The organism is Pseudomonas halotolerans, from assembly GCF_039581215.1.
Classification (GTDB): Bacteria; Pseudomonadota; Gammaproteobacteria; order Pseudomonadales; family Pseudomonadaceae; genus Aquipseudomonas; species Aquipseudomonas tehranensis.
Genome location: NZ_JBCNTJ010000007.1, coordinates 253,073 through 274,519, shown reverse-complemented (window position 1 = coordinate 274,519; position 21,447 = coordinate 253,073). Strand labels below are relative to the sequence as shown.

Sequence of the window (21,447 nt, the reverse complement as noted above, 5' to 3'; positions counted from 1 at the left end):
TTGAAGGAAATCTCCTAGGACCTTACTTTTAGAGGGGGTGTATATCCGTTTCTGCGGTAACGGCTGCTTATGGTTCCGCTCTTACAGCGGGTCACTTTTGGAAAAGCGCCAAAAGTAACCAAAAACGCTTTGCCCCACCACTCGGTGCCTCGCCTAGGCTCGGCATGCCCTCACTCCGGCATTGCTCCGGGGGCCCGCCGCGAAGGGCCATCCATGGCCCAGCGCGGCTACCTCGGCATCCATGCCGAGGTGCCCCCTACGCAATGCCTGCGTTCGGCCAGCGTGGTTAACGGGGCGACCAGATCAAGATCAAGATCAAGATCCAAAGCAAAGCAAAGCAAAGCAAAGCAAAGCAAAGCAAAGCAAAGCAAAGCAAAGCAAAGCAAAGCAAGAGCGCGACACGTCCAGCCTCTATGTAGCTGAGTCACCGCTATCGCGAGCAGGCTCGCTCCCACATTGGATCTAGTCGTACACAAAACATGTGTCCACTGGAGATCAACTGTGGGAGCGAGCTTGCTCGCGATAGGGCCAGCACAGGCAACGGAATTCAACCGCCAGGCTCAGACCGAAACGAAGAAGAAACTCAACACCAACCCTACCCCCACGAACCACACCAGCGAACGCAAGATCGCCCAGTCCGCCAGGTAGCAGATGATGTACAGCAGCCGACTGGTGATAAACAGCACCGCCAGCACATTGATGGTCACCAGCTCGGCATTGCCGGCCAGGTGCGCGACGATCACGGCAGCGGCGAAAAACGGGGCGATTTCAAAGCTGTTCAGTTGCGCGGCGTATGCACGCCGGGGGACTCCTTCGAGCGAGTCCAGAAAGTCCCGAGGGTCGTGGTTATCCCGCAACCGGTATTTTCCACCGGCCTTGGCGATCGCAATGCACAGGTAAGGCAGGAGAAAGGCAATCAAAATGCACCACAGGGCAACCGTCATGAAGCAGTTCCTTCTTTGAGTGTTATAGACATCGAAAATCGGGGTACTGGTCAGAGTTTCATCACCAGCATGCCAATCAGCACCAGAACGCAGGCTAAGAGCCGCGGCCGGCCAAAAGGTTCTTTCAGGTAGCGCATGCCAAACAGCACCACCAGGATCACGCTGATCTCCCGCAGCGCCGCCGCTTCGGCGATCGAGCCCAGTTGCATGGCCCACAGCACCAAAGCGTAGCTCAACAGTACGCAAAATCCGACCGCCAACCCCAGCCGCCACTGTTCACGCCAGAACAAGATGAACGCAGGTCGTTTGCGCACCAGCGCCAGCAACGGAAATGGCCAGGCACTGAGCAGCGTCACCCAGACCAGGTAATCCAGTGGCTCGGGCCAGCGTCGCAGGGCATGGCCGTCGATAAAGGTGTAGCAGCCGATGCACAGGCCGATCAGCGCCACCACCGGCAACATCGACCAGGGCAACCGCTCACCACCGCCGCCCTGCCACAACAGGCAAAGCATGCCGAACGGGATCAGCAAGATGCCGATGGTCTGCTGGGTCGTCAGCACTTCCCCGGCGAAGATCAACGTCAAAGCCAGCACCACCAATGGCGACAGACCACGCATCAGCGGATAGACCAGCCCCAGGTCACCCACCCGGTACGCCTGGATCAACAGATAGCGGTACAACAACTCGAATGCCGCCGAGGCGAGGATCCACGGCCAGATCTCCAGCGGCGGCAACGCCACGAAGCCCAGCGCCAGCACCACGAACAGCAACGCGACGCTGTCCATGCACGCCACCACCAGCAAACGCTCGCCACTGAACTTGATCAGCGTATTCCATGCCGCATGCAACAGCGCGGCGACCAATACCAAGGCCGTTGCCAGCACAGCACGCTCCTTATTGCGTCCAGAGAATTGATTCGCCATCCATCAGCGGCCGTTTATACTGCAAACGACCACGCCGCACTCAGTTGCGCATAAACCAATTCCAATAATGTTTGCTGCTGCCCCGCTTCATCCGAACTGGCGCATCGGCATGCGTATGCCTGATCAGAGCGTCAAGACTACAGACAGAGACCTTGCGCATGCCACTCGCCTTGCTTGCTTTGGCCGTCGCCGCTTTTGGCATCGGCACCACCGAATTCGTCATCATGGGGCTGTTGCCCGATGTCGCCCGTGATCTGGCCGTGAGCATTCCCCAGGCCGGGCTGCTGATTACCGGATACGCCCTGGGCGTGGTGTTCGGCGCGCCGATCCTGGCCATCGGCACCGCCAACATGCCGCGCAAGGCCACGCTGCTGGGCATGACGCTGATGTTCATTGTCGGCAACGTGCTCTGCGCCCTGGCGCCGAACTACACCACCCTGATGGCCGCCCGAGTCATCACCGCACTGTGCCACGGGGCATTCTTTGGGATCGGCTCGGTGGTCGCGGCCGGACTGGTGGCGCCGAACAAACGGGCCCAGGCGATTGCAATGATGTTCACAGGGCTGACCCTGGCCAATGTGCTGGGCGTGCCGCTGGGCACTGCGTTGGGCCAATACGCCGGCTGGCGCTCGACCTTCTGGGCGGTATCGGTCATAGGGGTCATTGCCGCCCTTGCCCAATGGCTCTGGCTGCCCCGGGAAATCCCCATGGAGAAGGCCAATCTGGCCAGCGAGTTCAAGGTGCTGGGCAAGGTCAACGTACTGCTGGCCCTGGGCATGAGCGTACTGGCCTCCACCAGTCTATTCAGCGTGTTCACCTACATCGCGCCGATCCTGCAGGACATCACAGGTGTCAGCCCCCACGGCATCACGCTCATGCTGCTGCTGTTCGGTGTCGGCCTGACAGCGGGCAGTTTCCTCGGCGGGCGGCTGGCGGACCGGCGCCTGCTGCCTTCGCTGGTAGCCATGGCCCTGGCGGTGGTGCTGGTGCTGGCCGCGTTCAGCCAGACCAGCCGATCAGTGATTCCTGCGGCTGTTACCCTGGTCCTATGGGGTGTTTTTGCCTTTGCACTGTGTCCGATCCTGCAATTGCTGATCATCGACCAGGCCCAAGAAGCGCCGAACCTGGGCTCGACCCTGAACCAGAGCGCATTCAACCTTGGTAACGCAGCTGGCGCCTGGATTGGCGGTCTGGTGGTGGCCAGCGGCGCCGACCTGGCGGACTTGCCATGGACCGGCGCTCTGGTGGGCGGGCTGACCGTGTTGACCGCGCTGTATTTTATTTATCGTCAGCGTCGTCAGGACGCCCTGGTGGGTGTGGCCGACTAGGCTGGCCAGTCTCGCTCCGCACCTGGGCATGACTCAGCAGCGCAAAGATGAAACTGCCGCCAATGATGTTCCCCGCCAGGGTCGGCGCGGCGAACACCATCCAGAAGTCCTCCCACGACAGCTGGCCGGCGAACACCAGATAGGACACTTCGGCAGAGCCGACGACAATGTGGGTGAAATCGCCAAGCGCCATCAGGTAAGTGATGAGGATGATGATCCACATCTTGGCGCTCTCCATGGAAGGGATCATCCAGACCATGGTGGCGATCATCCAGCCTGAAATGATGCCCTTGGCGAACATCTGGCCGGTGTCGTTTTCCATGACCTTACGACCGATCTCCAGAAAAGCCATATCGGTGCGCCGGTCGAAAATCGGCAGATGCAGCATCACATAGGCCACCAGCAAGGTTCCGCACAGGTTGCCCACCAGCACCACGCCCCAGAGCCGGAACAGACGGCCGAAGTTACCCAAGGTGGGTTTGCTCATGATGGGCAGCACAGCGGTCAAGGTGTTTTCGGTAAACAGTTGCTGGCGGGCAAGAATCACCGCGAGAAAACCGGCGCAGTAGCCGAAGCTGGCGATCACCTTGAAGGCTTCGCCCTCGGGCAAGCGGGAATTGAGCAGCCCCATCGCCATCAGCGACAGGCCCATGGTCAACCCGGCGGCCAGGGCCGACCACCAAAGTGCGGCGACACTGCGCTCCAGTTCCTGATTGCCCTGGGTACGGATAATTTCATGCAGTACTGCGGCCCGCGGTGGCTGATTGCGGTCGACTTCGTGCTTTTCCTGCGCCGAAAGATCAGGGGTCTTGCCGTCTTTGTGAGTGTCCATGGAGCTCCTGAACCGGTAGCGTGATGTACCTACGACACGCGGCGTGCGGCGCTGTTCAGTGGAGAGCCGCAATGTTCTTTGGAGCCTTGAAAACCGCTATCGCGAGCGGGCTCGCGATAGGCGACGCCGCCGAGCTCACGCGCTAGCAATATCGTCCTGGAACTGATCCTTGACGTACCTGATCTCGGTCCGGCCATGGGGCGCCGGCAGGCCATCTTCCCCAAGATTGACGAAGACCATCTTCTCCACGGTCAGGATGCTTTTACGGGTGATCTTGTTGCGCACTTCACAGGTCAGGGTGATGGAGGTGCGGCCGAATTCGGTGGCGGTGATGCCCAGTTCGATGATGTCGCCCTGACGCGAAGCGCTGACAAAGTTGATTTCGGAGATGTATTTGGTCACCACACGCTGGTTGCCCAACTGAACAATGGCATAGATCGCCGCTTCTTCGTCGATCCAGCGCAACAGACTGCCGCCAAACAGCGTGCCGTTGGGGTTGAGGTCTTCGGGCTTGACCCACTTGCGGGTGTGGAAATTCATGTTCACTCCTGAGCGTCTGGCCGATGGATGCCGGCATCATGGCAGACCGGGCAGCGTGGCTCCATGTCGAGGCTCTAATAACGATCATCGGCAATTTTGATTTGCCGACAGAAACCCTTTGGAAGATCCGATTAGCCCGCTATAATCGCCACCGCTTTACCTCGGTCCACGCTTTGGACCGTTCCCGCCACCTGTCCGAGGGGCGCTGCAGCAGGTTCGACCTGTCAGGCTCGGATGGGGCGTTGTTTGTACGGGGCTCTCCGCACAGACACTAAACGCACAACGGCGCCCATTCGCATACATTACGAATGGAGGCTCTTCATGAGCGCTGTTATCACGCCTGCAGATTTTACCGATTACAAAGTCGCCGACATGTCCCTGGCTGCCTGGGGTCGTCGCGAAATCATCATCGCCGAATCCGAAATGCCAGCCCTGATGGGTCTGCGTCGCAAATACGCCGGCGAACAACCGCTCAAGGGCGCGAAGATCCTCGGCTGCATCCACATGACCATTCAGACCGCCGTGCTGATCGAAACCCTGATTGCCCTGGGTGCCGAAGTGCGCTGGTCGTCCTGCAACATCTTCTCGACCCAGGACCAGGCCGCTGCCGCCATTGCCGCTGCCGGTATCCCGGTATTTGCCTGGAAGGGCGAAACCGAAGAGGAATACGAATGGTGCCTGGAGCAGACCATCCTCAAGGATGGCCAGCCATGGGCCACCAACATGATTCTTGACGACGGCGGCGACCTGACCGAACTGCTGCACAAGAAATACCCGGCCGTTCTGGAGCACGTCCACGGCGTGACCGAAGAAACCACCACCGGCGTACACCGCCTGCTGGACATGCTGGCCAAGGGCGAGCTGAAGATCCCGGCCATCAACGTCAACGACTCGGTGACCAAGAGCAAGAACGACAACAAGTACGGCTGCCGTCACAGCCTCAACGACGCCATCAAGCGCGGTACCGACCACCTCCTGTCGGGCAAGCAGGCCCTGGTCATCGGTTACGGTGACGTGGGCAAGGGCTCGGCCCAGTCCCTGCGCCAGGAAGGCATGATCGTCAAGGTGTCCGAAGTCGACCCGATCTGCGCCATGCAGGCCTGCATGGACGGCTTCGAACTGGTTTCGCCGTTCATCGACGGTAACAACGATGGCACCGAAGCAAGCATCGACAAAGCGCTGCTGGGCAAGATCGACTTGATCGTGACCACCACCGGTAACGTCAATGTCTGCGACGCGAACATGCTCAAGGCCCTGAAAAAACGCGCTGTGGTCTGCAACATCGGCCACTTCGACAATGAAATCGACACCGCTTTCATGCGCAAGAACTGGGCGTGGGAAGAAGTGAAGCCACAGGTCCACAAGGTGCATCGCACCGGCGCCGGCAGCTTCGACCCACAGAACGATGACTACCTGATCCTGCTGGCCGAAGGCCGCCTGGTGAACCTGGGCAACGCCACCGGCCACCCAAGCCGCATCATGGACGGCTCGTTTGCCAACCAGGTCCTGGCGCAGATTTTCCTGTTCGGCCAGAAATACGCCGACCTGTCGCCGGCCCAGAAAGCCGAGCGCCTGACCGTGGAAGTGCTGCCCAAGAAACTCGACGAAGAAGTGGCCCTGGAAATGGTCCGCGGTTTCGGCGGCGTGGTCACCAAACTGACCAAGCAGCAGGCTGACTACATCGGCGTGACCGTCGAAGGCCCGTTCAAGCCGCACGCTTATCGCTACTGATCGGCGCTGCCTCCTTGGTGGAGCGGACCTGTGGGAGCGAGCCTGCTCGCGATGCAGACACCTTGATCTGACTGTCAGACCGAGGTGATGCCAATCGCGAGCAGGCTCGCTCCCACATGAGTCCACTCCCGCAAGGGCTATGCAAGCCTCACCGGCCTACGAGTTTCCAAGGATATGACCATGTCCCAAGACCGTCGCTACAGCTTCGAGTTCTTCCCGACGAAGACCGATGCTGGGCATGAAAAACTGATCGCCACTGCCCGTCAGTTGGCGAGCTACAACCCCGACTTCTTCTCCTGCACCTATGGCGCTGGCGGTTCGACCCGTGACCGCACGATCAACACCGTGCTGCAGCTCGAAAGCGAAGTCAAAATCCCCGCCGCCCCGCACCTGTCCTGCGTGGGTGACAGCAAAGCCGACCTGCGCAGCCTGCTGAGCCAGTACAAGGCGGCCGGCATCACCCGTATCGTGGCCCTGCGCGGTGACCTGCCCTCGGGCATGGGCATGGCGAGCGGAGAGCTGCGCCACGCCAACGACCTGGTTGAGTTCATTCGTGAAGAAACCGGTGAGCACTTCCATATCGAAGTGGCTGCCTACCCAGAGATGCACCCCCAGGCACGCAACTTCGAAGACGACCTGCTCAACTTTGTGCGCAAAGCCAACGCCGGCGCCAACAGCGCGATCACCCAGTACTTCTTCAACGCCGACAGCTACTTCTACTTTGTCGACCGCGTACGCAAGATGGGTGTCGACATTCCTGTCGTGCCAGGGATCATGCCGATCACCAACTACAGCAAACTCGCGCGCTTTTCCGACGCCTGCGGCGCAGAAATCCCACGCTGGATCCGCAAGCAGCTGGAAGCCTACGGCGACGATACATCCAGCATCCAAAGCTTCGGAGAGCAAGTCATCACACAAATGTGTGAACGCTTGTTACAAGGCGGGGCGCCAGGTCTGCATTTCTATACCCTTAACCAGGCCGAGCCCAGCCTCGCCGTATGGAATAACCTCAAACTGCCGCGTTAATGTCTTAATTGGGCGGTACAAAGAGGCCTTGGCGAAAACCCAAGGCCTTTTTTCTACCCGAAATATCTGGAGGGGTGCAGTAGATGCCTATTGGTCCAAGATCAACGACCCCACAACTCATTTATCTGGTCTACGGGGCCGAGACCTATCATCAAGAGGCCGTCTTCAGCATTGCCAGCGCCTTGGCCGGGCTGCGCGAAAGTCCGGGTGAGGCACTGGAGATCCAGGTATTTACCGACAATCCCTTGCCCTACGCCGGGCTGCCGGTGCGCGTGCGCACCCTCGACAACGAAACCCGTCAGACCTGGATCGAGCCTCACGGCTATCACTTTCGCGCAAAGCATGTCGTCATGCAAAAGGTGCTTGAGGAAGTCGAGTTGGCACTGCTGATCGACACCGACACCTTCTTCCACTGCTCTCCTCTGGAGCTGTTTCGGCGCATTCAGCCTGGCACGTTGCTCTGCAACGCGGTAGATCTGAACTATGGCGCCAACAAGGATGCAGTACTTTACGTAACGCTGGCGCAAGCCCTGCAACGACGGCAACTGGCGGATGACAACATGCCGCAGCTGAACTCAGGCGTGATCGGTCTTCATTGGACCGACGCATCAGTTCTGGATCGCTCGACAGCCCTGATGGACGAGTTTTATCCCATGGCGAACGGAGCCTACACGCTGGAAGAGTTCTGCCTTTCGGTTGCGGCCTATCGCTCGGTGCACGTGCGCGAATGTCCCGACCTGATTCACCATTACTGGAGCCGCAAACAGCTGTTCCGCGCCAAAACCAAGGCCTGGCTCGACAAACATCATGCCGCGCCCATGTGCCAATTGGCCCTGGATGAAACCCGTCAAGTCACCGCGACGTTACCCCGACCGCCCACATTGCGCCGTCTGGCTTATAAAATGATTACCGTGGCGCTACCCAGCCATAAACGGCAATTCATGCGCGAAATTCTCTACGGCTGCTACCGTCACACCAACCCGTTCGACCAGGCCTGCGCCCCGGTCTGGTGGGAAAAGGCCAGGGAGAACGTTGAAGATCGCCTGAAAGAGCCATTGAAAGACCATGAACTCAAACGATGGCTCAACCACCCACTGATTCGCTGGGTGCTGGGCGAACGCCGCGAAGCCATCTATCGGCATCTAATGCAGGCAAAAGGCAATTAAGCCGCGGGCCAGAGCACTCTAGCTATTTGATGAGCTCTCGTCGTAACCTCAGGCCATGCCTTTCATCACCCGGTTACTGACCACCTTTGTCCTCCTGTACCTGAGCATGGATGCCCGGGCCGAGAAGTTGCGCATTGTTACCGAACCCTGGGCGCCTTATGTCTACGAAGAGAACGGCCAAGTCCTGGGACTCGACTATGAAACCACCGCCATTGTGTTCAAGCGCCTGGGCATTGACGTGCAATGGCAATTGCTGCCTTGGAAACGTTGCCTGGCGATGCTAGAGCAAGGCCTGGCGGACGGTGCGCTGGACATTTTCCACAGCAACGAACGCGACGCCATGCTGCTTTACCCCAGCGAACCGCTGTCGGACGTGGAGTTCGTGATGTTCTATGCCAACGCCCGCCCCCATCCCTTTCGCACCCTTGATGACTTGGGCGGCCTGACCGTCGGCACTTCGCCCGGTTATCTGTACAGCCAGGCCTTCAGTGAATCCCCCCTGTTCAAACGTGAGACGGCGCCCACCCATGAAGCCAACTTCGGCAAGTTGCAACTGGGCCGGATTGACCTGCTCATCACCGACCGTCGGGTGGGCCGGCACGTGCTCAAGCAAATGCAACTGGGCGACCAGATCACCGAAAACCCCGTGGTTGTGAGCCGTCAAAGCCAATACCTGGCGGTGCGGCGCAACGCCGGGATGGATCTGCTGGTGCAGCGCTTCAGCGCCGAACTCAAGCGCTTCAAGCGCGAACCGGCCTATGCCGAGCTGATCGCCCGCTATGGCGCCGTTCCGTCTGCCAGGACCGAACCGTCCAGCCCGGTGCAGCGCTGAAATAAACCGTTGAGCAGCAGGAAAGCGGCGCGCGGCGTTTGCTCTGTTATACTCCGGCCTTCCCGCCAGGCTCACGCCCGGACGCCCGGTCTTGCAAAAGGCATCCCGACACCGCTACAGCGCAGCTTCCAGCCCGCGCGAGCCCTGTCCGGACCTGCCTTCCAGACTCGGCAGGACCGGACGGGATGACGTCTTTTTGTTGAACGTCATTCGCGCCCGGCAAGACTATCCCATTGGGCCAGGCCCTCACTAAAACAGGATTACTCATGTCCTTTGCTTCCCTCGGTCTCTCCGAGGCTTTAGTCCGCGCCATCGAGGCTGCCGGCTACACCCAGCCTACCCCCGTGCAACAGCGGGCCATCCCCGCCGTGTTGCAAGGTCGCGACCTGATGGTCGCGGCGCAGACAGGCACTGGTAAAACCGGTGGTTTTGCCCTCCCGATTCTGGAGCGGCTTTTCCCCAACGGTCATCCAGACAAATCCCAGCGTCACGGCCCGCGCCAACCGCGCGTCCTGGTCCTGACCCCAACCCGCGAACTGGCGGCCCAGGTACACGAGAGCTTCAAGGTCTATGCTCGCGACCTGAAATTTGTCAGTGCCTGCATTTTCGGCGGCGTTGGCATGAACCCTCAGGTCCAGGCCATGTCCCGTGGCGTCGACGTGCTGGTGGCCTGTCCGGGCCGCTTGCTCGACCTGGCCGGCCAGGGCAGCGTCGACCTGTCCCACGTGGAAATCCTCGTGCTGGACGAAGCCGACCGCATGCTCGACATGGGCTTCGTCCATGACGTGAAGAAAGTGCTCGCCCGCCTGCCCGCCAAGCGTCAGAACCTGCTGTTCTCGGCGACGTTCTCCAAGGACATCACCGACCTGGCCGGCAAGCTGCTGCACAACCCGGAACGCATTGAAGTCACACCGCCAAACACCACGGTCGAGCGCATCGAACAACGGGTATTCCGCTTGGCGGCCAGCCACAAGCGTGCCCTGTTGGCGCACCTGATCACCGCCGGTGCCTGGGAACAGGTTCTGGTGTTCACCCGTACCAAGCACGGCGCCAACCGCCTGGCCGAGTACCTGGACAAGCATGGCCTGCCGGCCGTTGCGATCCACGGTAACAAGAGCCAGAACGCCCGCACCAAGGCCCTGGCTGACTTCAAGGCCGGTGAAGTGCGCATTCTGGTTGCCACCGACATCGCTGCCCGCGGCCTGGACATCGACCAGTTGCCCCATGTGGTCAACTTCGAGTTGCCGAACGTCGATGAAGACTACGTACACCGTATCGGCCGTACTGGCCGGGCCGGCCGTTCGGGTGAAGCGATCTCGCTGGTCGCGCCGGACGAAGAAAAGCTGCTCAAAAGCATCGAGCGCATGACCAAGCAGAAAATCGCCGATGGTGACCTGATGGGCTTCGATGCCAGCACCATCGAGGCCGAGAAGCCTGAAGTCCGTGAACGTCCGGACGTGCGCAACCCACGCAATGCCCGTGGCCCTCGCGGTGACGGTCCAAATGGCAGCGGTGGCGGCGGCGGACGTAAAGACAAAGGCAAAGACAAGGGCAAGGAAAAATCGGCCAGTACCAGTCGCGGCGAACGCCCGGCTCGCGAGCACAAGCCTCGCGAAGGCACGCCGGCCCGTGAACAGCAGCGTCCGGCACCACGCGCCGCGGCTGATCGCGCACCGGACGAGTTCCTGGACGACGATATCGACAACTTTGGTAACCGCGTCGATTACGTGCCGCAACAGAAACCCGCTCAGGGTCGCGGACGTCGTCCGGGCGCTCCGGCACAGGGTGCGGGCGCCGGTGCTCCCCGCGGCCAGTCCCAGGGGCGTCAGAACGGCCCGCGCAACAGCAACGGCTCGTCCACCGGCACCCCACCAGCCAAGCGCAGCGGCCCGCGCAACGGCGCGCCTCGTGACGGTCAGGCCCGCCGCGAAGACTCCCGCCCTCGCCGCCCGGCGCGTGACGATCAGCCTCGTCAGGAACCCGCCGTGCAAGCCCCTCGTGGTAACCAGCCGAAGATCATGCACAAGGAATCGAAGGTCGATCGATTCCCGACGCCTGAACAGCTGGACCAACTGCCAAGCCGTCCACGGGGCGAGAAGCCGGCATTGCTGACCCGCAATCGCTGAGTTTCTCCAGCCCATAAAAATGCCCCTGATCTCGCGATCAGGGACATTTTTTTTGAACGCCATAAATCTGAATGTGGGAGCGGGCTTGCTCGCGAAGACGGTGCATCAGCCAGCATCGAATTGACTGACCCACCGCCTTCGCGAGCAAGCCCGCTCCCACATGAGTTCTGTGTTGGCTGTTCGGGGTGAGACATGGCAATAAAAAACGCCCCGGATTCCAGGATCAGGGGCGTTTTTTTGTCAGGCGCGAATGTTACTTCGCTTGAACACCTTCAAACGTGACGTACAGCTCGACCACATCGGACGCTGGGCCCAGGTCTTTCTGCTTGCCGAAATCGGAACGCTTGATGCTGGTGGTCCCTTCGAAGCCTGCACGGTAGCCGCCCCATGGGTCCTTGCCTTCACCCAGGAAAGTGGCCTTGACCACGACAGGCTTGGTTACGCCCAGCAGGGTCAGGTCACCGGCCACATCAGCGGTTTCCTTGCCATCAGCGTTCTTGCCAGTAGGCTTGACGCTGGTGGACACGAAGGTGGCCTTGGCGAATTTACTGGCGTTCAGGAAGTCAGCACTGGCGATGTGCTTATCGCGCTCGGCGTGGTTGGTGAACACACTGGCGGTATTCACGTTGAACTCGATCTTGCTGGCTTCAGGCTTGGCGGCGTCGAAGCTGAACTTGCCGTCGATGTCCTTGAAGGTACCGGTGATGTAGCTATAGCCCAGGTGGCTGATCTTGAAGTCGACGAAGGCGTGTTGACCTTCCTTGTCGACGACGTAGTCGGCAGCCATGGCCTGACCGGCCGACAGCAGGGCAGAACCGATTGCCAGGGCGGCGAGCGTTTTTTTCAACATGCTTTCTATTCCTTTGGAGTCGAGGTTGAACATCAGGCTTGGCGTCCCAGCATGCGCTTGAGGGTCGCGTCACGGTCGATAAAGTGGTGTTTCAATGCTGCCAACGCATGGAGACCGGAGAAAATTACCAGCGCCCATGCCAGGTAGAAGTGAATCTCGCCGGCAACGTCTGCCTGATCGGGCAGTCCGGACACCAGCGCGGGTACTTCAAACAGACCAAACACCGGAATCCCGACACCGTCTGCGGTGGAAATCAGGTAACCGGCAATCATCACGGCGAACAACCCGAGATACAGCGCACTATGGCCGAGCTTGGCGCTGACACGGGTGAGGCGCCCGTAGGTTTCCAGGGTCGGGGGCGGCGGGCTGACAAAACGCCAGATCACCCGCAACACCATGGCCGCCAGCAACACCAGGCCGATGCTCTTGTGCAGGTCCGGCGCGTCTTTACGCCAGGTGTCGTAGTAGTCCAGACCAACCATCCACAGCCCCAGCGCGAACAGCCCATACACCACCAGCGCGATGCCCCAGTGCAAGACGATGCTGACCCAGCCATAGCGAGAAGAAGAGTTGCGTAGCTGCATTGCTCATATCCTGTGAAAACTGCGACCAAGACTAGCGAGTTATCTATCGATTTAAAGCGGAAATTTTTGCTTTGAAATATCGAGAAATACGATGAAGAGTCTGGGTTGGGTGGGTTAAGGAAAGATTAAAGGAGAAACGGTGGGTCATGACGAGGGGGTCAGGCAGCCTTCAGGGGCCTGTATGGACCTCATCGCGAGCGGGCTCGCTCACAGGAGGGCGCGTCGGGGCCATCACCGCCCCCCTTTTTTTACCATGCAATATGTAGGTATCGCCATGACTGCCGCCCACTCAAACAATGGCACCGGGACAGTAACTTCAGTCCGCAAACGGAAAGTATCGATGGATATTGCAGGTTGATGGAAACTTAGTCATCACGGATGGTGACACTGCCGTCTGGATTGCAGACGGCAGCCAACGTTACAGAGCAACTTGCATCCAAAAAAATGCGAGAGCCCCTGCAGTTTGTAATTGCCAATAGCGGTTTTCTTCATGGCTCATCTGGAAGACGGGTATGGATTGCTGAAAGTACCCGTAGCAGGGTCAAATCACTTTGGTACAACACCTGCTCGGCGATGCAAGACGACGGCAACCTGGTGATCGATGACAGACGAACAGGGAATCTATGCTGGGCCCGCTTTGGATTCGTTCCAGAACGTTTTTTCAAAGCCAAAGCGGATCAAGGTCCTGAATCAAGGGACCATGATGATCTTGAATGACTAGTTCACCGAACACTCGGGTTTATAGGTATCCATCATGCACCTATATGCTAATTGGGGATCTCTTTTTGGAATCATTGGGATTTTTAAAGGGTCCCGACCTTCGCCATATACGCATCCATAAATTGAAACCAATACGCCTATCGCAATTAGCATTTTCATATGCACTCCTGTTTTTTTAGGAGCCTAAACTGATGACATGGGCTGCTCTATCACCTGTTTCCTGCTAAGCGGTGGGAAGTTTCCGATATATCGAGACGTGTAGGACGTTTACCCAGAGCACTGAGCGGGGACCCGCGCACCTCATGCTAGAAAAAAGCGCAGCCCTTGAGCCACGCTTTTTTCGCTTGGCGTTTACTGAGCCTTGGTTTCAGTAGCCGTCGTCGGTTTGACTGCTGGCTTTTTCACCGGCTCGGTCTTTTTCACCGGAGCCTTGGACGGGGCTTTTTTGGTGGCAGCCTTGGCGGCTGGCTTTTTCGCCGCCGGTTTGGCCGTTGCTTTCTTGGTTGGCTCAACTTTCGCCGGAGCAGGCGCTGATGGTTCCACCGGTGCGGGTGCTGGGACGGGTGCTGGCGCAGGCGTTGGAGCGGGCGCTACCGGAGCCTTGACCGGCTCCAGCTTCTGGTCGTCATCCGAACCACCAAACAGGTTGCTGAAGAAATTACCCTTCTTCGCCGCCACGGCACCGGCAGCGGCGGCCGTTGCAACAGGCGCGACCTTGGCTGGCTCGAACGACTTGCCTGCCGCCAGGTCTTCAACCTGGCTGGCGGCCCGCTGACCGCTGCGCAAGGCGCCCTCCAACGTGCCCGGATACAGAGTGTCGGTGTGTTCACCGGCAAAGGCTACGCGCTGCAATGGCATTTCCCACAGACGCCAGTACTTGCTGATCTGGCCCGGCCCAAAGGCCAGGTATGCGCCACCCATGGATGGGTCGGTGCTGTAGCGGCGAATTTCATAACCGGTGAACGCACCGCGTGCCCGTGGATAAAACGCATGCAGGCGGATCAGCACCTGATCGACCATCTGCTTGTCACCAAAGGCCTGCATCACCCGGGCGTTGTCGCCGGACAGGTTGACAACGACGTTGGCGCCGCCCTTCATGGCCGGCTCGATCCACATCATGCCCAGGCCGGCGTTGCTGTAGATTTCGCCCGACATGCGCGCCTTGCTGTCCCAGACCGGGGTCTTGAACTTGAGCATGATCTGGTCGCGCCAGCCGTAGTTGGTGCCCTTGATTGCGCCCTGATGCCGGCCGTCCAGGGCCGGGGTCAGCTGGATTTTGTTCAGGGCACGCAATGGCACGGCCAGCACTGCGTAGTCAGCTTGATAACCGACGCTGCCCACCTTGACGGTGACGCCGTCCTTGTCCTGAGAGATGGCCGAAACGGGCGAACTGGTCTTGATGGTTTTCAGTTGTTTGACGAAGGCCTGGGCCAACACGGGGCTGCCACCCAGCAGCCGCGCGGCGCGCAGGTCACGGTCGGACACACCCCGATAAACCCGGGTCTGCTGGGCAAAATACAGCAACGACAGCCGCGACGGTTCGTCATAACGCGTGCGAATCTGCTGGTTCACCAACTGCCGCGCAGTGGCCGGCAATTGCAGACGGTCGAGCCAGTTTGAAACGCTGATCTGGTCCAGTGCGTGCAACGTGTTGTTGGCCGATGGGTTCTGTGGGTCTTCAATGGAGCGCGCCAGGTCGTCCAAGGTGGTTTCGTAGCGTTTGAGGGCCTCGGCCGTAGCGGGCTGCTTGGTCGCCAGGTCAGCGGCGGTGAAATAAATGCCGTCGATCAGATAGCTGGGGGTACGCACAAATTCCGGGGCCGGCGTGGTGCTCAGCTTGAAGGTCGAAACGTACTTGTTCAGCACCGGCTGAGTCCTTTCGTTGCCGATCCACTCACTGGTGGCCATGCCCGAACGGCCACCCAGGCTTGGCTTGGCCTCCAGCAGGGTTACCTGCCAGCCTTTGTTCTGCAGCTCGTAGGCCGCCGTGAGCCCGGCCAGGCCGCCGCCGATAACGATCACCGTCGGTTGCTTGTCCTTGGCCAGCGCACAAACGCTGAACAGCCCCATCACCACCAGCGCACAGGCGCGCAGCCAACCAGCAGACATTCAGCGAACTCCGGATTAAAACGCAGGAATCAGTTTGAGCCAGACAGGCTCTAGAGAACGGCGAAGAATACGTCAGCCATCAAAACGCCGCCAGCGACGTCTATCGACTCGTGCAAAGTAGCCGAGGCGACACAATGGGTTGTCCCCAGGGCCGCCATTGCATAGGCTTGCGCGATTGTTTTGCCCGCGCCCGCCGCGAGCCGCCTCGAGGAGACTGAACATGGGCCTGAATAACCAGTGGATGCAACGCGACCTCGCGGTGCTATGGCATCCCTGCACCCAGATGAAAGACCACGAAAAGCTGCCGCTGATCCCCATCAAGCGCGGTGAAGGCGTGTGGCTGGAAGACTTCGAAGGCAAGCGCTACCTCGATGCCGTCAGTTCCTGGTGGGTCAACGTGTTCGGCCATGCGAACCCGCGCATCAACCAGCGCATCAAGGACCAGGTCGATCAACTGGAGCATGTGATCCTCGCCGGCTTCAGCCACCAGCCGGTGATCGAGCTGTCCGAGCGCCTGGTGAAAATGACGCCTGAAGGTCTGACCCGGTGTTTCTACGCCGATAACGGCTCATCCTGCATCGAAGTGGCGATGAAGATGAGCTTTCATTACTGGATCAATCGCGGCCAGCCGGCCAAAAAACGTTTCGTCACCCTGAGCAACAGCTACCACGGCGAAACGATCGCGGCGATGTCGGTGGGTGACGTGCCGCTGTTTACCGAAACCTACAAGGCGTTGCTGCTGGACACGATCAAAGTGCCAAGCCCCGATTGCTACCACCGCCCCGACGGCATGGGCTGGGAAGAGCATTCGCGCAACCTGTTCGCGGCCATGGAGCAGACCTTGGCCGAACATCACGACACCGTCGCCGCCGTGATCGTCGAGCCGCTGATCCAGGGCGCCGGTGGCATGCGCATGTATCACCCGGTGTACCTGAAGCTGCTGCGCGAGGCGTGTGACCGCTATGGCGTGCACCTGATCCACGACGAAATCGCCGTCGGCTTCGGTCGCACCGGCACGATGTTCGCCTGTGAACAGGCCGGTATCACCCCGGACTTCCTCTGCCTGTCCAAGGCCCTGACCGGCGGCTATCTGCCACTGGCGGCGTGCGTGACCACCGATGAGGTCTACAGCGCGTTCTACGACGACTACCCGACCCTGCGCGCCTTCCTGCACTCCCACAGCTACACGGGCAACCCGTTGGCTTGCGCGGCGGCCCTGGCGACGCTGGATATCTTCGAAGAAGACCACGTCATCGAAAACAACAAGGCCCTGGCCCAGCGCATGGCCAGCGCCACCGCGCACCTGGCCGATCACCCTAACGTGGCCGAAGTGCGCCAGACCGGCATGGTCCTGGCCATTGAGATGGTCAAGGACAAGGCGAGCAAGACCGCTTACCCCTGGCAGGAACGTCGCGGCCTGACGGTGTTCCAGCATGCCCTGGAACGCGGTGCGTTGCTGCGACCGCTGGGCAGCGTGGTGTATTTCCTGCCGCCGTATGTCATCACCCCCGAGCAAATCGACTTCCTGGCTGAAGTGGCCAGCGAGGGCATCGACATCGCCACCCGGGACAAGGTCAGCGTGGCGGTGCCGAAGGACTTTCATCCGGGGTTCCGGGATCCGGGTTAAAACCTCGGTGTTCTTGTTGGAATACTGTTGTGGCGAGGGGATTTATCCCCGCTGGGCTGCGAAGCAGCCCTAAAACCGGACATTCCGATATTTCAGGCAAATCGCGTTGTAAGCATTTGGGGCTGCTTCGCAGCCCAGCGGGGATAAATCCCCTCACCACAGGTTTAACTTTTTCAGAGATTTGACATGAGACTGTCCCGCTTCTTCATCGACGCCCCCCTCAGCCTCGGCGCTCACGAACTGCCCGAAGCCCAGGCCCACTACATCGGTCGGGTGCTGCGCATGGCCGAGGGCGATGCGGTGCAGGTGTTCGACGGCTCTGGTCAGGAGTTTCGCGGCACCCTGGCCGAAGTCGGCAAGAAACGCGTGCTTGTACAGTTGGACGAACAATTCGCCGGGCAGGTTGAATCGCCCCTGCGCATCCACCTCGGCCAGGGTCTGTCCAGGGGCGAACGCATGGACTGGGCGATTCAGAAAGCCACGGAACTGGGTGTCAGTGAGATCACACCGATTTTCAGCGAGCGCTGCGAAGTGCGCCTCAAGGACGAGCGCGCCGACAAACGCCTGCTGCACTGGCGTCAGGTAGCGATCAGTGCTTGCGAGCAGTGCGGGCGCTCCACCGTACCGGTGATCCACCCGCCACTGCTACTGACCGACTGGCTCAAGCAAACCGACGCCGAACTGAGGCTGGTGCTGCACCCGGTGGCCGAACCGCTGGTCAGCCATGCCAAGCCCTCGACCCTGGCCTTCCTGATCGGCCCCGAGGGCGGTTTGTCGGAGGCCGAAGTCCAGCAGGCCCAGACCGCCGGCTACCACGCCGCCCGCCTCGGCCCCCGCGTGCTGCGCACCGAAACCGCGCCGGTGGTAGCACTGGCCGTGGCGCAGCAGTTGTGGGGGGATTTCTAAAGTCGAATGAAGAAGTCGGGTGGGAGCGAGCCTGCTCGCGATAGCGGTGTGTCAGCCAATGAATATGCCAACTGAACCACCGCTATCGCGAGCAGGCTCGCTCCCACAGGACCAGCGGTGGTTATGAGCTAGAGCACATAGAACAAAATCGCCACAAAGTGCAGCAAGCTGCCGGCGATCACGAACAGATGCCAGATGCCGTGAGCGTGCCGCAGCCGGTGATCCAGCGCAAAAAAGACAATGCCCACGGTGTACAGCACACCCCCCGAGGCCAGCCAGGCAAACCCGGCGCTGCCCAAGGCGGCCAATAACGGTTTGACCGCCACCAGCACGATCCAGCCCATCACCGCGTAGATCACGATCGACAGGATGCGCGCTTCAGAGCGCGGTTTGATCTCCTGCAAGATCCCGATCAACGCCAGCCCCCAGACAATCCCAAACAAGGTCCAGCCCCAAGGCCCGCGCAGGGTGACCAGGCAGAACGGCGTGTAGCTGCCAGCAATCAGCAGATAGATCGAAAAGTGATCGACCTTCTGCATGATTGCTTTCTTGCGCCCGCGCACGCTGTGGTAAACCGTCGAAGCGCTGTACAGCACCAGCAAGGTGAAGCCATAGATGGCAACGCTGACGATCTTCCACGCATCGCCCGTCATCCCGGCAATTACCAGCAACCACACCGCCCCGATAAAAGCCGCCACCGCCCCGACCAGGTGGGTCCAGGCGTTGAGTCGCTCTCCGTGATACATCCAGTCTTGCCTCACATTCCCAAACAGATGCCAAGGCTCAGGCCTGGCGCTTGAAAGTGCAATGTTTTGCTCTCTGTGAGGGTAAGGTTTGCCCGCGATGAAGATAACGCGGTTTCTGCAAAACCGAGTCGCCTGTTTCGCGAGCAAGCTTTGCGCCCACAGGGCACAATCGGCCGATACGAATAAGAGTCCACCCCATGCTGATCGACGAAGAACTGACCCTGAAAAAACTCGAGGTGTTCCTGGCCTTCATGCGCACCGGCAATCTGGCCCGGGCGGCGGCCGAGTTGCAGACCAGCAACGTCAGTGTGCACCGGGCCATTCACTCGCTGGAAAGCGCCTTGCGTTGCCCGCTGTTCAAGCACGAGGGCCGCAACCTCACGCCCCTGGAAAGCGCTTACGTGCTGGAGGAGCGCACACAGAAGCTGATTCAGGACGTGGTCGAAAGCGTGCGCCTGACCCGTGAAGCCGCCGGGTTTTCTGCGGAGCGTTTCAAGCTCGGCTCACTGTATTCACTGACGGTAAAAACCGTACCGCAGTTGATCATGGGCCTGAAGATCCGCCGCAGCGAACTGAACATCGACCTGATCCTGGGCTCGAACATCGACCTGCTGTACAAGCTCAAGAACATGGAAGTGGACGCCATCCTGATCTCCCTGGACGACAGCGTGAACGACCCTGACTGCGAGCATATCGAGCTGTTTTCAGACGACATTTTTCTCGCCACGCCCGCCGATTCCGCCTTCGCCCAACGCAGCGAAGTGGACCTGGCCGACGTGTGCAATGAAACCTTCATTACCCTGACCCAGGGCTTCGCCACCCATCAGGATGGGAATCGGGTGTTCAAGCAGGCAGGGTTCGAGCCGAAGGTGGCGATGCAGGTCAACGACATCTTCACCCTGCTGAGCATGGTCAGTTCCGGGGTCGGTTATGCGTTGTTGCCGGGACGGATCGCGGCGGTGTATGAAAATCGGGTGAAGCTGATCCCGTTGCAGGAAAAATATCGGCTGCAGCAGCACATTGGCGTGGTATTCCTGAAGGCCAAGGAGCGCGATCCGAATTTGCTGGCATTGCTGGCTGAGTGCCGGATGTATGCCAATCGACAGGCTTGAGACCGCGTCGCCTTCATCGCGAGCAGGCTCGCTCCCACACGGGATTGTGAACACCGATCCAATGTGGGAGCGAGCCTGCTCGCGATGAGGACAGCCCGCTCAGCGAAGATTCAAAGCCTTACCCCAACAACCCCCGCATGATCAGATACAACAGCGAAGGCCCGAGCAAACACCCGAGCGCGGTATAGAATGCCGCCGTCAGGCAACCATACGGCACCAGTTTCGGATCGGTGGCCGCCAGGCCGCCGGCCACGCCGCTGGAAGTGCCCATCAACCCGCCAAAGATCACCGCACTGCGCGGATTGTTAAGGCCAATCAAAGGCGCCACGAACGGCGTCGCCACCATCACCAGGATGGCCTTGATCAAACCGGCGGCGATGGACAGCGCCATCACCTCGGAACTGGCGCCAATCGCCGCACCAGTCACCGGCCCGACGATGTAGGTCACTGCCCCGGCGCCGATGGTGGTCAGGCTCACCGCATCGGTGTAACCGAAGGCCATCGCCACGCCAACACCGGCGATGAACGAGGTGGCCACCCCGACGAACAGGGCCAGCACCCCGACGTAACCCGCGCGCTTGAGTTCCTCGACACTCACCCCAAACGCCGTGGCGACAATGGCAAAGTCCCGCAGCATGGCGCCGCCCAGCAGGCCGATGCCCGAGAGCAGCGGAATGTCGACTACCCCCTTCTGCCCGCCGGTCATCGCACCGCCGATGTACGACAGTACCAACCCCAGGAGAATCGCGATGGCCGAACCGTGCAGGCGGCCCTTGGTGAACGTGTCGCTGATCCAGTACGACACCCACATGGTGATGCCGACAATCGCAAAGCCACTGAGCAGACCGTAGCCGGTGATCACTTTCATCATTGATTCGTACATGGCAATCACCCGACCGTCTTGGCGGAAACATCGGTTTCAGGCCCTTTGTTGCCGATGCGTACCAGCACCGGCACCATCGCAAAGGCAATCACCACCGCCAGGGTCCCGGCCAGAATCGCCATTGGTCCGCCCTTGAGCGCGCCATAGACGTTTTGCTGGGCCGCCATCGCAACCACGATAGGAATGTAGATCGCACTCCAGAATTCCACGCCGGCTTCGGACTTGCCCTTGAACAGGCCGCGTTTGCTCAGGTAACTGCCCAGGCCGATCAGCAGCAGCATCGCAATGCCGACACCGCCGACATTAGCCGGCACGCCGATCAGTTTGCCCAGCAGCTCACCGATGAAAATACCCGCCAGGGTACAAAAGGCCAGAAACGCCACACCGTAAATAATCATTGTTGTAGTCCTCAAAGTGCATCGTCGAAGTTGTTGTTTTTGTGCTTCGCCAGCTTGAGTCGGT

General features: G+C 60.0%; 19 protein-coding genes and 1 riboswitch. Of the genes, 9 read left to right on the top strand and 10 right to left on the bottom strand.

From position 1 onward, the window contains the following. Nucleotides 1-560 precede the first annotated feature (560 nt). On the bottom strand, nt 561-944 hold the full coding sequence (locus AAIS01_RS12725; protein WP_343469243.1) for an MAPEG family protein: 384 nt from the start codon (nt 942-944) through the stop codon (nt 561-563). Nucleotides 945-994: 50 nt separating this feature from the next. Then, complete coding sequence (locus AAIS01_RS12720; RefSeq protein ID WP_343469242.1) at nt 995-1,828, bottom strand: EamA family transporter; 834 nt, start codon at nt 1,826-1,828, stop codon at nt 995-997. A gap of 197 nt (nt 1,829-2,025) precedes the next feature. On the opposite strand from AAIS01_RS12720, the gene AAIS01_RS12715 reads away from it, so the two are divergent. After that, nucleotides 2,026-3,195: an MFS transporter gene (locus AAIS01_RS12715; protein WP_343469241.1), complete on the top strand. Its 1,170-nt coding sequence runs from the start codon at nt 2,026-2,028 to the stop codon at nt 3,193-3,195. Here AAIS01_RS12715 and AAIS01_RS12710 read toward each other — a convergent pair. Together AAIS01_RS12710 and AAIS01_RS12705 are read right to left on the bottom strand one after the other, a co-directional pair. After that, entirely contained in the window at nt 3,146-4,027 is an 882-nt protein-coding gene (locus AAIS01_RS12710) for a formate/nitrite transporter family protein (RefSeq protein WP_343469240.1), read from the bottom strand. The genes AAIS01_RS12715 and AAIS01_RS12710 overlap by 50 nt on opposite strands. 135 nt (nt 4,028-4,162) lie before the next feature. Next, on the bottom strand, nt 4,163-4,567 hold the full coding sequence (locus AAIS01_RS12705; RefSeq protein WP_188251837.1) for an acyl-CoA thioesterase: 405 nt from the start codon (nt 4,565-4,567) through the stop codon (nt 4,163-4,165). Nucleotides 4,568-4,758: 191 nt separating this feature from the next. Beyond that, nucleotides 4,759-4,865: riboswitch (S-adenosyl-L-homocysteine riboswitch) on the top strand. A gap of 23 nt (nt 4,866-4,888) precedes the next feature. Between AAIS01_RS12705 and ahcY the strand changes: the two genes are divergently transcribed. The 5 genes from ahcY (at nt 4,889) to rhlE2 (ending at nt 11,448) form a co-directional block, all read left to right on the top strand. Next, nucleotides 4,889-6,298: an adenosylhomocysteinase gene (gene ahcY, locus AAIS01_RS12700; RefSeq protein ID WP_343469239.1), complete on the top strand. Its 1,410-nt coding sequence runs from the start codon at nt 4,889-4,891 to the stop codon at nt 6,296-6,298. Nucleotides 6,299-6,478: 180 nt separating this feature from the next. Then, the gene (metF, locus tag AAIS01_RS12695) at nt 6,479-7,324 is read left to right on the top strand and encodes a methylenetetrahydrofolate reductase [NAD(P)H] (RefSeq protein WP_047230426.1); all 846 of its coding nucleotides are present in this window, start codon (nt 6,479-6,481) and stop codon (nt 7,322-7,324) included. 83 nt (nt 7,325-7,407) lie between these two features. After that, nucleotides 7,408-8,490 carry a hypothetical protein gene (locus AAIS01_RS12690; RefSeq protein WP_343469238.1) on the top strand — a complete coding sequence of 361 codons (1,083 nt, stop codon included), beginning with the start codon at nt 7,408-7,410 and terminating at the stop codon, nt 8,488-8,490. A 55-nt stretch (nt 8,491-8,545) separates the two neighbouring features. Next, on the top strand, nt 8,546-9,322 hold the full coding sequence (locus AAIS01_RS12685) for a substrate-binding periplasmic protein (RefSeq protein WP_343469237.1): 777 nt from the start codon (nt 8,546-8,548) through the stop codon (nt 9,320-9,322). Between the two features lie 266 nt (nt 9,323-9,588). Next, nucleotides 9,589-11,448, top strand: a complete 1,860-nt coding sequence (gene rhlE2 / locus AAIS01_RS12680) for an RNA helicase RhlE2 (protein ID WP_343469236.1) — start codon at nt 9,589-9,591, stop codon at nt 11,446-11,448. A gap of 253 nt (nt 11,449-11,701) precedes the next feature. Here the strand turns inward: rhlE2 and AAIS01_RS12675 are convergent, their stop codons facing one another. The 3 genes from AAIS01_RS12675 to AAIS01_RS12665 all read right to left on the bottom strand — a co-directional run bounded on the left by AAIS01_RS12675 (nt 11,702) and on the right by AAIS01_RS12665 (nt 15,711). Continuing rightward, the gene (locus tag AAIS01_RS12675; protein ID WP_343469235.1) at nt 11,702-12,298 is read right to left on the bottom strand and encodes a YceI family protein; all 597 of its coding nucleotides are present in this window, start codon (nt 12,296-12,298) and stop codon (nt 11,702-11,704) included. A 32-nt stretch (nt 12,299-12,330) separates the two neighbouring features. Then, on the bottom strand, nt 12,331-12,882 hold the full coding sequence (locus AAIS01_RS12670; RefSeq protein ID WP_343469234.1) for a cytochrome b: 552 nt from the start codon (nt 12,880-12,882) through the stop codon (nt 12,331-12,333). Between the two features lie 1,071 nt (nt 12,883-13,953). Next, nucleotides 13,954-15,711, bottom strand: coding sequence for a flavin monoamine oxidase family protein (locus AAIS01_RS12665; RefSeq protein WP_343469233.1), 1,758 nt, complete (start codon nt 15,709-15,711; stop codon nt 13,954-13,956). 220 nt (nt 15,712-15,931) lie between these two features. Here AAIS01_RS12665 and AAIS01_RS12660 point away from each other — a divergent pair, with 220 nt between their 5' ends. Together AAIS01_RS12660 and AAIS01_RS12655 are read left to right on the top strand one after the other, a co-directional pair. After that, nucleotides 15,932-17,338 (top strand): adenosylmethionine--8-amino-7-oxononanoate transaminase, encoded by a 1,407-nt coding sequence (locus tag AAIS01_RS12660; RefSeq protein ID WP_343469232.1) that lies wholly within the window; start codon nt 15,932-15,934, stop codon nt 17,336-17,338. Between the two features lie 186 nt (nt 17,339-17,524). Next, nucleotides 17,525-18,244, top strand: a complete 720-nt coding sequence (locus tag AAIS01_RS12655; RefSeq protein WP_343469231.1) for a 16S rRNA (uracil(1498)-N(3))-methyltransferase — start codon at nt 17,525-17,527, stop codon at nt 18,242-18,244. Nucleotides 18,245-18,372: 128 nt separating this feature from the next. On the opposite strand, the gene trhA is transcribed toward AAIS01_RS12655, so the two are convergent. After that, nucleotides 18,373-18,990, bottom strand: coding sequence for a PAQR family membrane homeostasis protein TrhA (gene trhA / locus AAIS01_RS12650; protein WP_047226953.1), 618 nt, complete (start codon nt 18,988-18,990; stop codon nt 18,373-18,375). Between the two features lie 197 nt (nt 18,991-19,187). On the opposite strand from trhA, the gene AAIS01_RS12645 reads away from it, so the two are divergent. Further along, nucleotides 19,188-20,102 (top strand): LysR family transcriptional regulator, encoded by a 915-nt coding sequence (locus AAIS01_RS12645; RefSeq protein ID WP_092455810.1) that lies wholly within the window; start codon nt 19,188-19,190, stop codon nt 20,100-20,102. Nucleotides 20,103-20,220: 118 nt separating this feature from the next. Here the strand turns inward: AAIS01_RS12645 and madM are convergent, their stop codons facing one another. Together madM and madL are read right to left on the bottom strand one after the other, a co-directional pair. Then, nucleotides 20,221-20,985: a malonate transporter subunit MadM gene (gene madM, locus AAIS01_RS12640; protein ID WP_092456038.1), complete on the bottom strand. Its 765-nt coding sequence runs from the start codon at nt 20,983-20,985 to the stop codon at nt 20,221-20,223. A gap of 5 nt (nt 20,986-20,990) precedes the next feature. Then, nucleotides 20,991-21,383 (bottom strand): malonate transporter subunit MadL, encoded by a 393-nt coding sequence (gene madL, locus AAIS01_RS12635; RefSeq protein ID WP_047226951.1) that lies wholly within the window; start codon nt 21,381-21,383, stop codon nt 20,991-20,993. Nucleotides 21,384-21,447 lie beyond the last annotated feature (64 nt).

Excerpts from the sequence above, each read along its gene's own strand:
- AAIS01_RS12710 (WP_343469240.1), bottom strand. The coding sequence starts at position 4,027 with ATGGACACTCACAAAGACGGCAAGACCCCTGATCTTTCGGCGCAGGAA.
- AAIS01_RS12660 (WP_343469232.1), top strand. The coding sequence starts at position 15,932 with ATGGGCCTGAATAACCAGTGGATGCAACGCGACCTCGCGGTGCTATGG.
- rhlE2 (WP_343469236.1), top strand. The coding sequence starts at position 9,589 with ATGTCCTTTGCTTCCCTCGGTCTCTCCGAGGCTTTAGTCCGCGCCATC.
- AAIS01_RS12725 (WP_343469243.1), bottom strand. The coding sequence starts at position 944 with ATGACGGTTGCCCTGTGGTGCATTTTGATTGCCTTTCTCCTGCCTTAC.
- AAIS01_RS12665 (WP_343469233.1), bottom strand. The coding sequence starts at position 15,711 with ATGTCTGCTGGTTGGCTGCGCGCCTGTGCGCTGGTGGTGATGGGGCTG.
- AAIS01_RS12655 (WP_343469231.1), top strand. The coding sequence starts at position 17,525 with ATGAGACTGTCCCGCTTCTTCATCGACGCCCCCCTCAGCCTCGGCGCT.
- madM (WP_092456038.1), bottom strand. The coding sequence starts at position 20,985 with ATGTACGAATCAATGATGAAAGTGATCACCGGCTACGGTCTGCTCAGT.
- AAIS01_RS12670 (WP_343469234.1), bottom strand. The coding sequence starts at position 12,882 with ATGCAGCTACGCAACTCTTCTTCTCGCTATGGCTGGGTCAGCATCGTC.
- trhA (WP_047226953.1), bottom strand. The coding sequence starts at position 18,990 with ATGTATCACGGAGAGCGACTCAACGCCTGGACCCACCTGGTCGGGGCG.
- AAIS01_RS12675 (WP_343469235.1), bottom strand. The coding sequence starts at position 12,298 with ATGTTGAAAAAAACGCTCGCCGCCCTGGCAATCGGTTCTGCCCTGCTG.
- madL (WP_047226951.1), bottom strand. The coding sequence starts at position 21,383 with ATGATTATTTACGGTGTGGCGTTTCTGGCCTTTTGTACCCTGGCGGGT.
- metF (WP_047230426.1), top strand. The coding sequence starts at position 6,479 with ATGTCCCAAGACCGTCGCTACAGCTTCGAGTTCTTCCCGACGAAGACC.
- ahcY (WP_343469239.1), top strand. The coding sequence starts at position 4,889 with ATGAGCGCTGTTATCACGCCTGCAGATTTTACCGATTACAAAGTCGCC.
- AAIS01_RS12685 (WP_343469237.1), top strand. The coding sequence starts at position 8,546 with ATGCCTTTCATCACCCGGTTACTGACCACCTTTGTCCTCCTGTACCTG.
- AAIS01_RS12645 (WP_092455810.1), top strand. The coding sequence starts at position 19,188 with ATGCTGATCGACGAAGAACTGACCCTGAAAAAACTCGAGGTGTTCCTG.
- AAIS01_RS12715 (WP_343469241.1), top strand. The coding sequence starts at position 2,026 with ATGCCACTCGCCTTGCTTGCTTTGGCCGTCGCCGCTTTTGGCATCGGC.
- AAIS01_RS12690 (WP_343469238.1), top strand. The coding sequence starts at position 7,408 with ATGCCTATTGGTCCAAGATCAACGACCCCACAACTCATTTATCTGGTC.
- AAIS01_RS12705 (WP_188251837.1), bottom strand. The coding sequence starts at position 4,567 with ATGAATTTCCACACCCGCAAGTGGGTCAAGCCCGAAGACCTCAACCCC.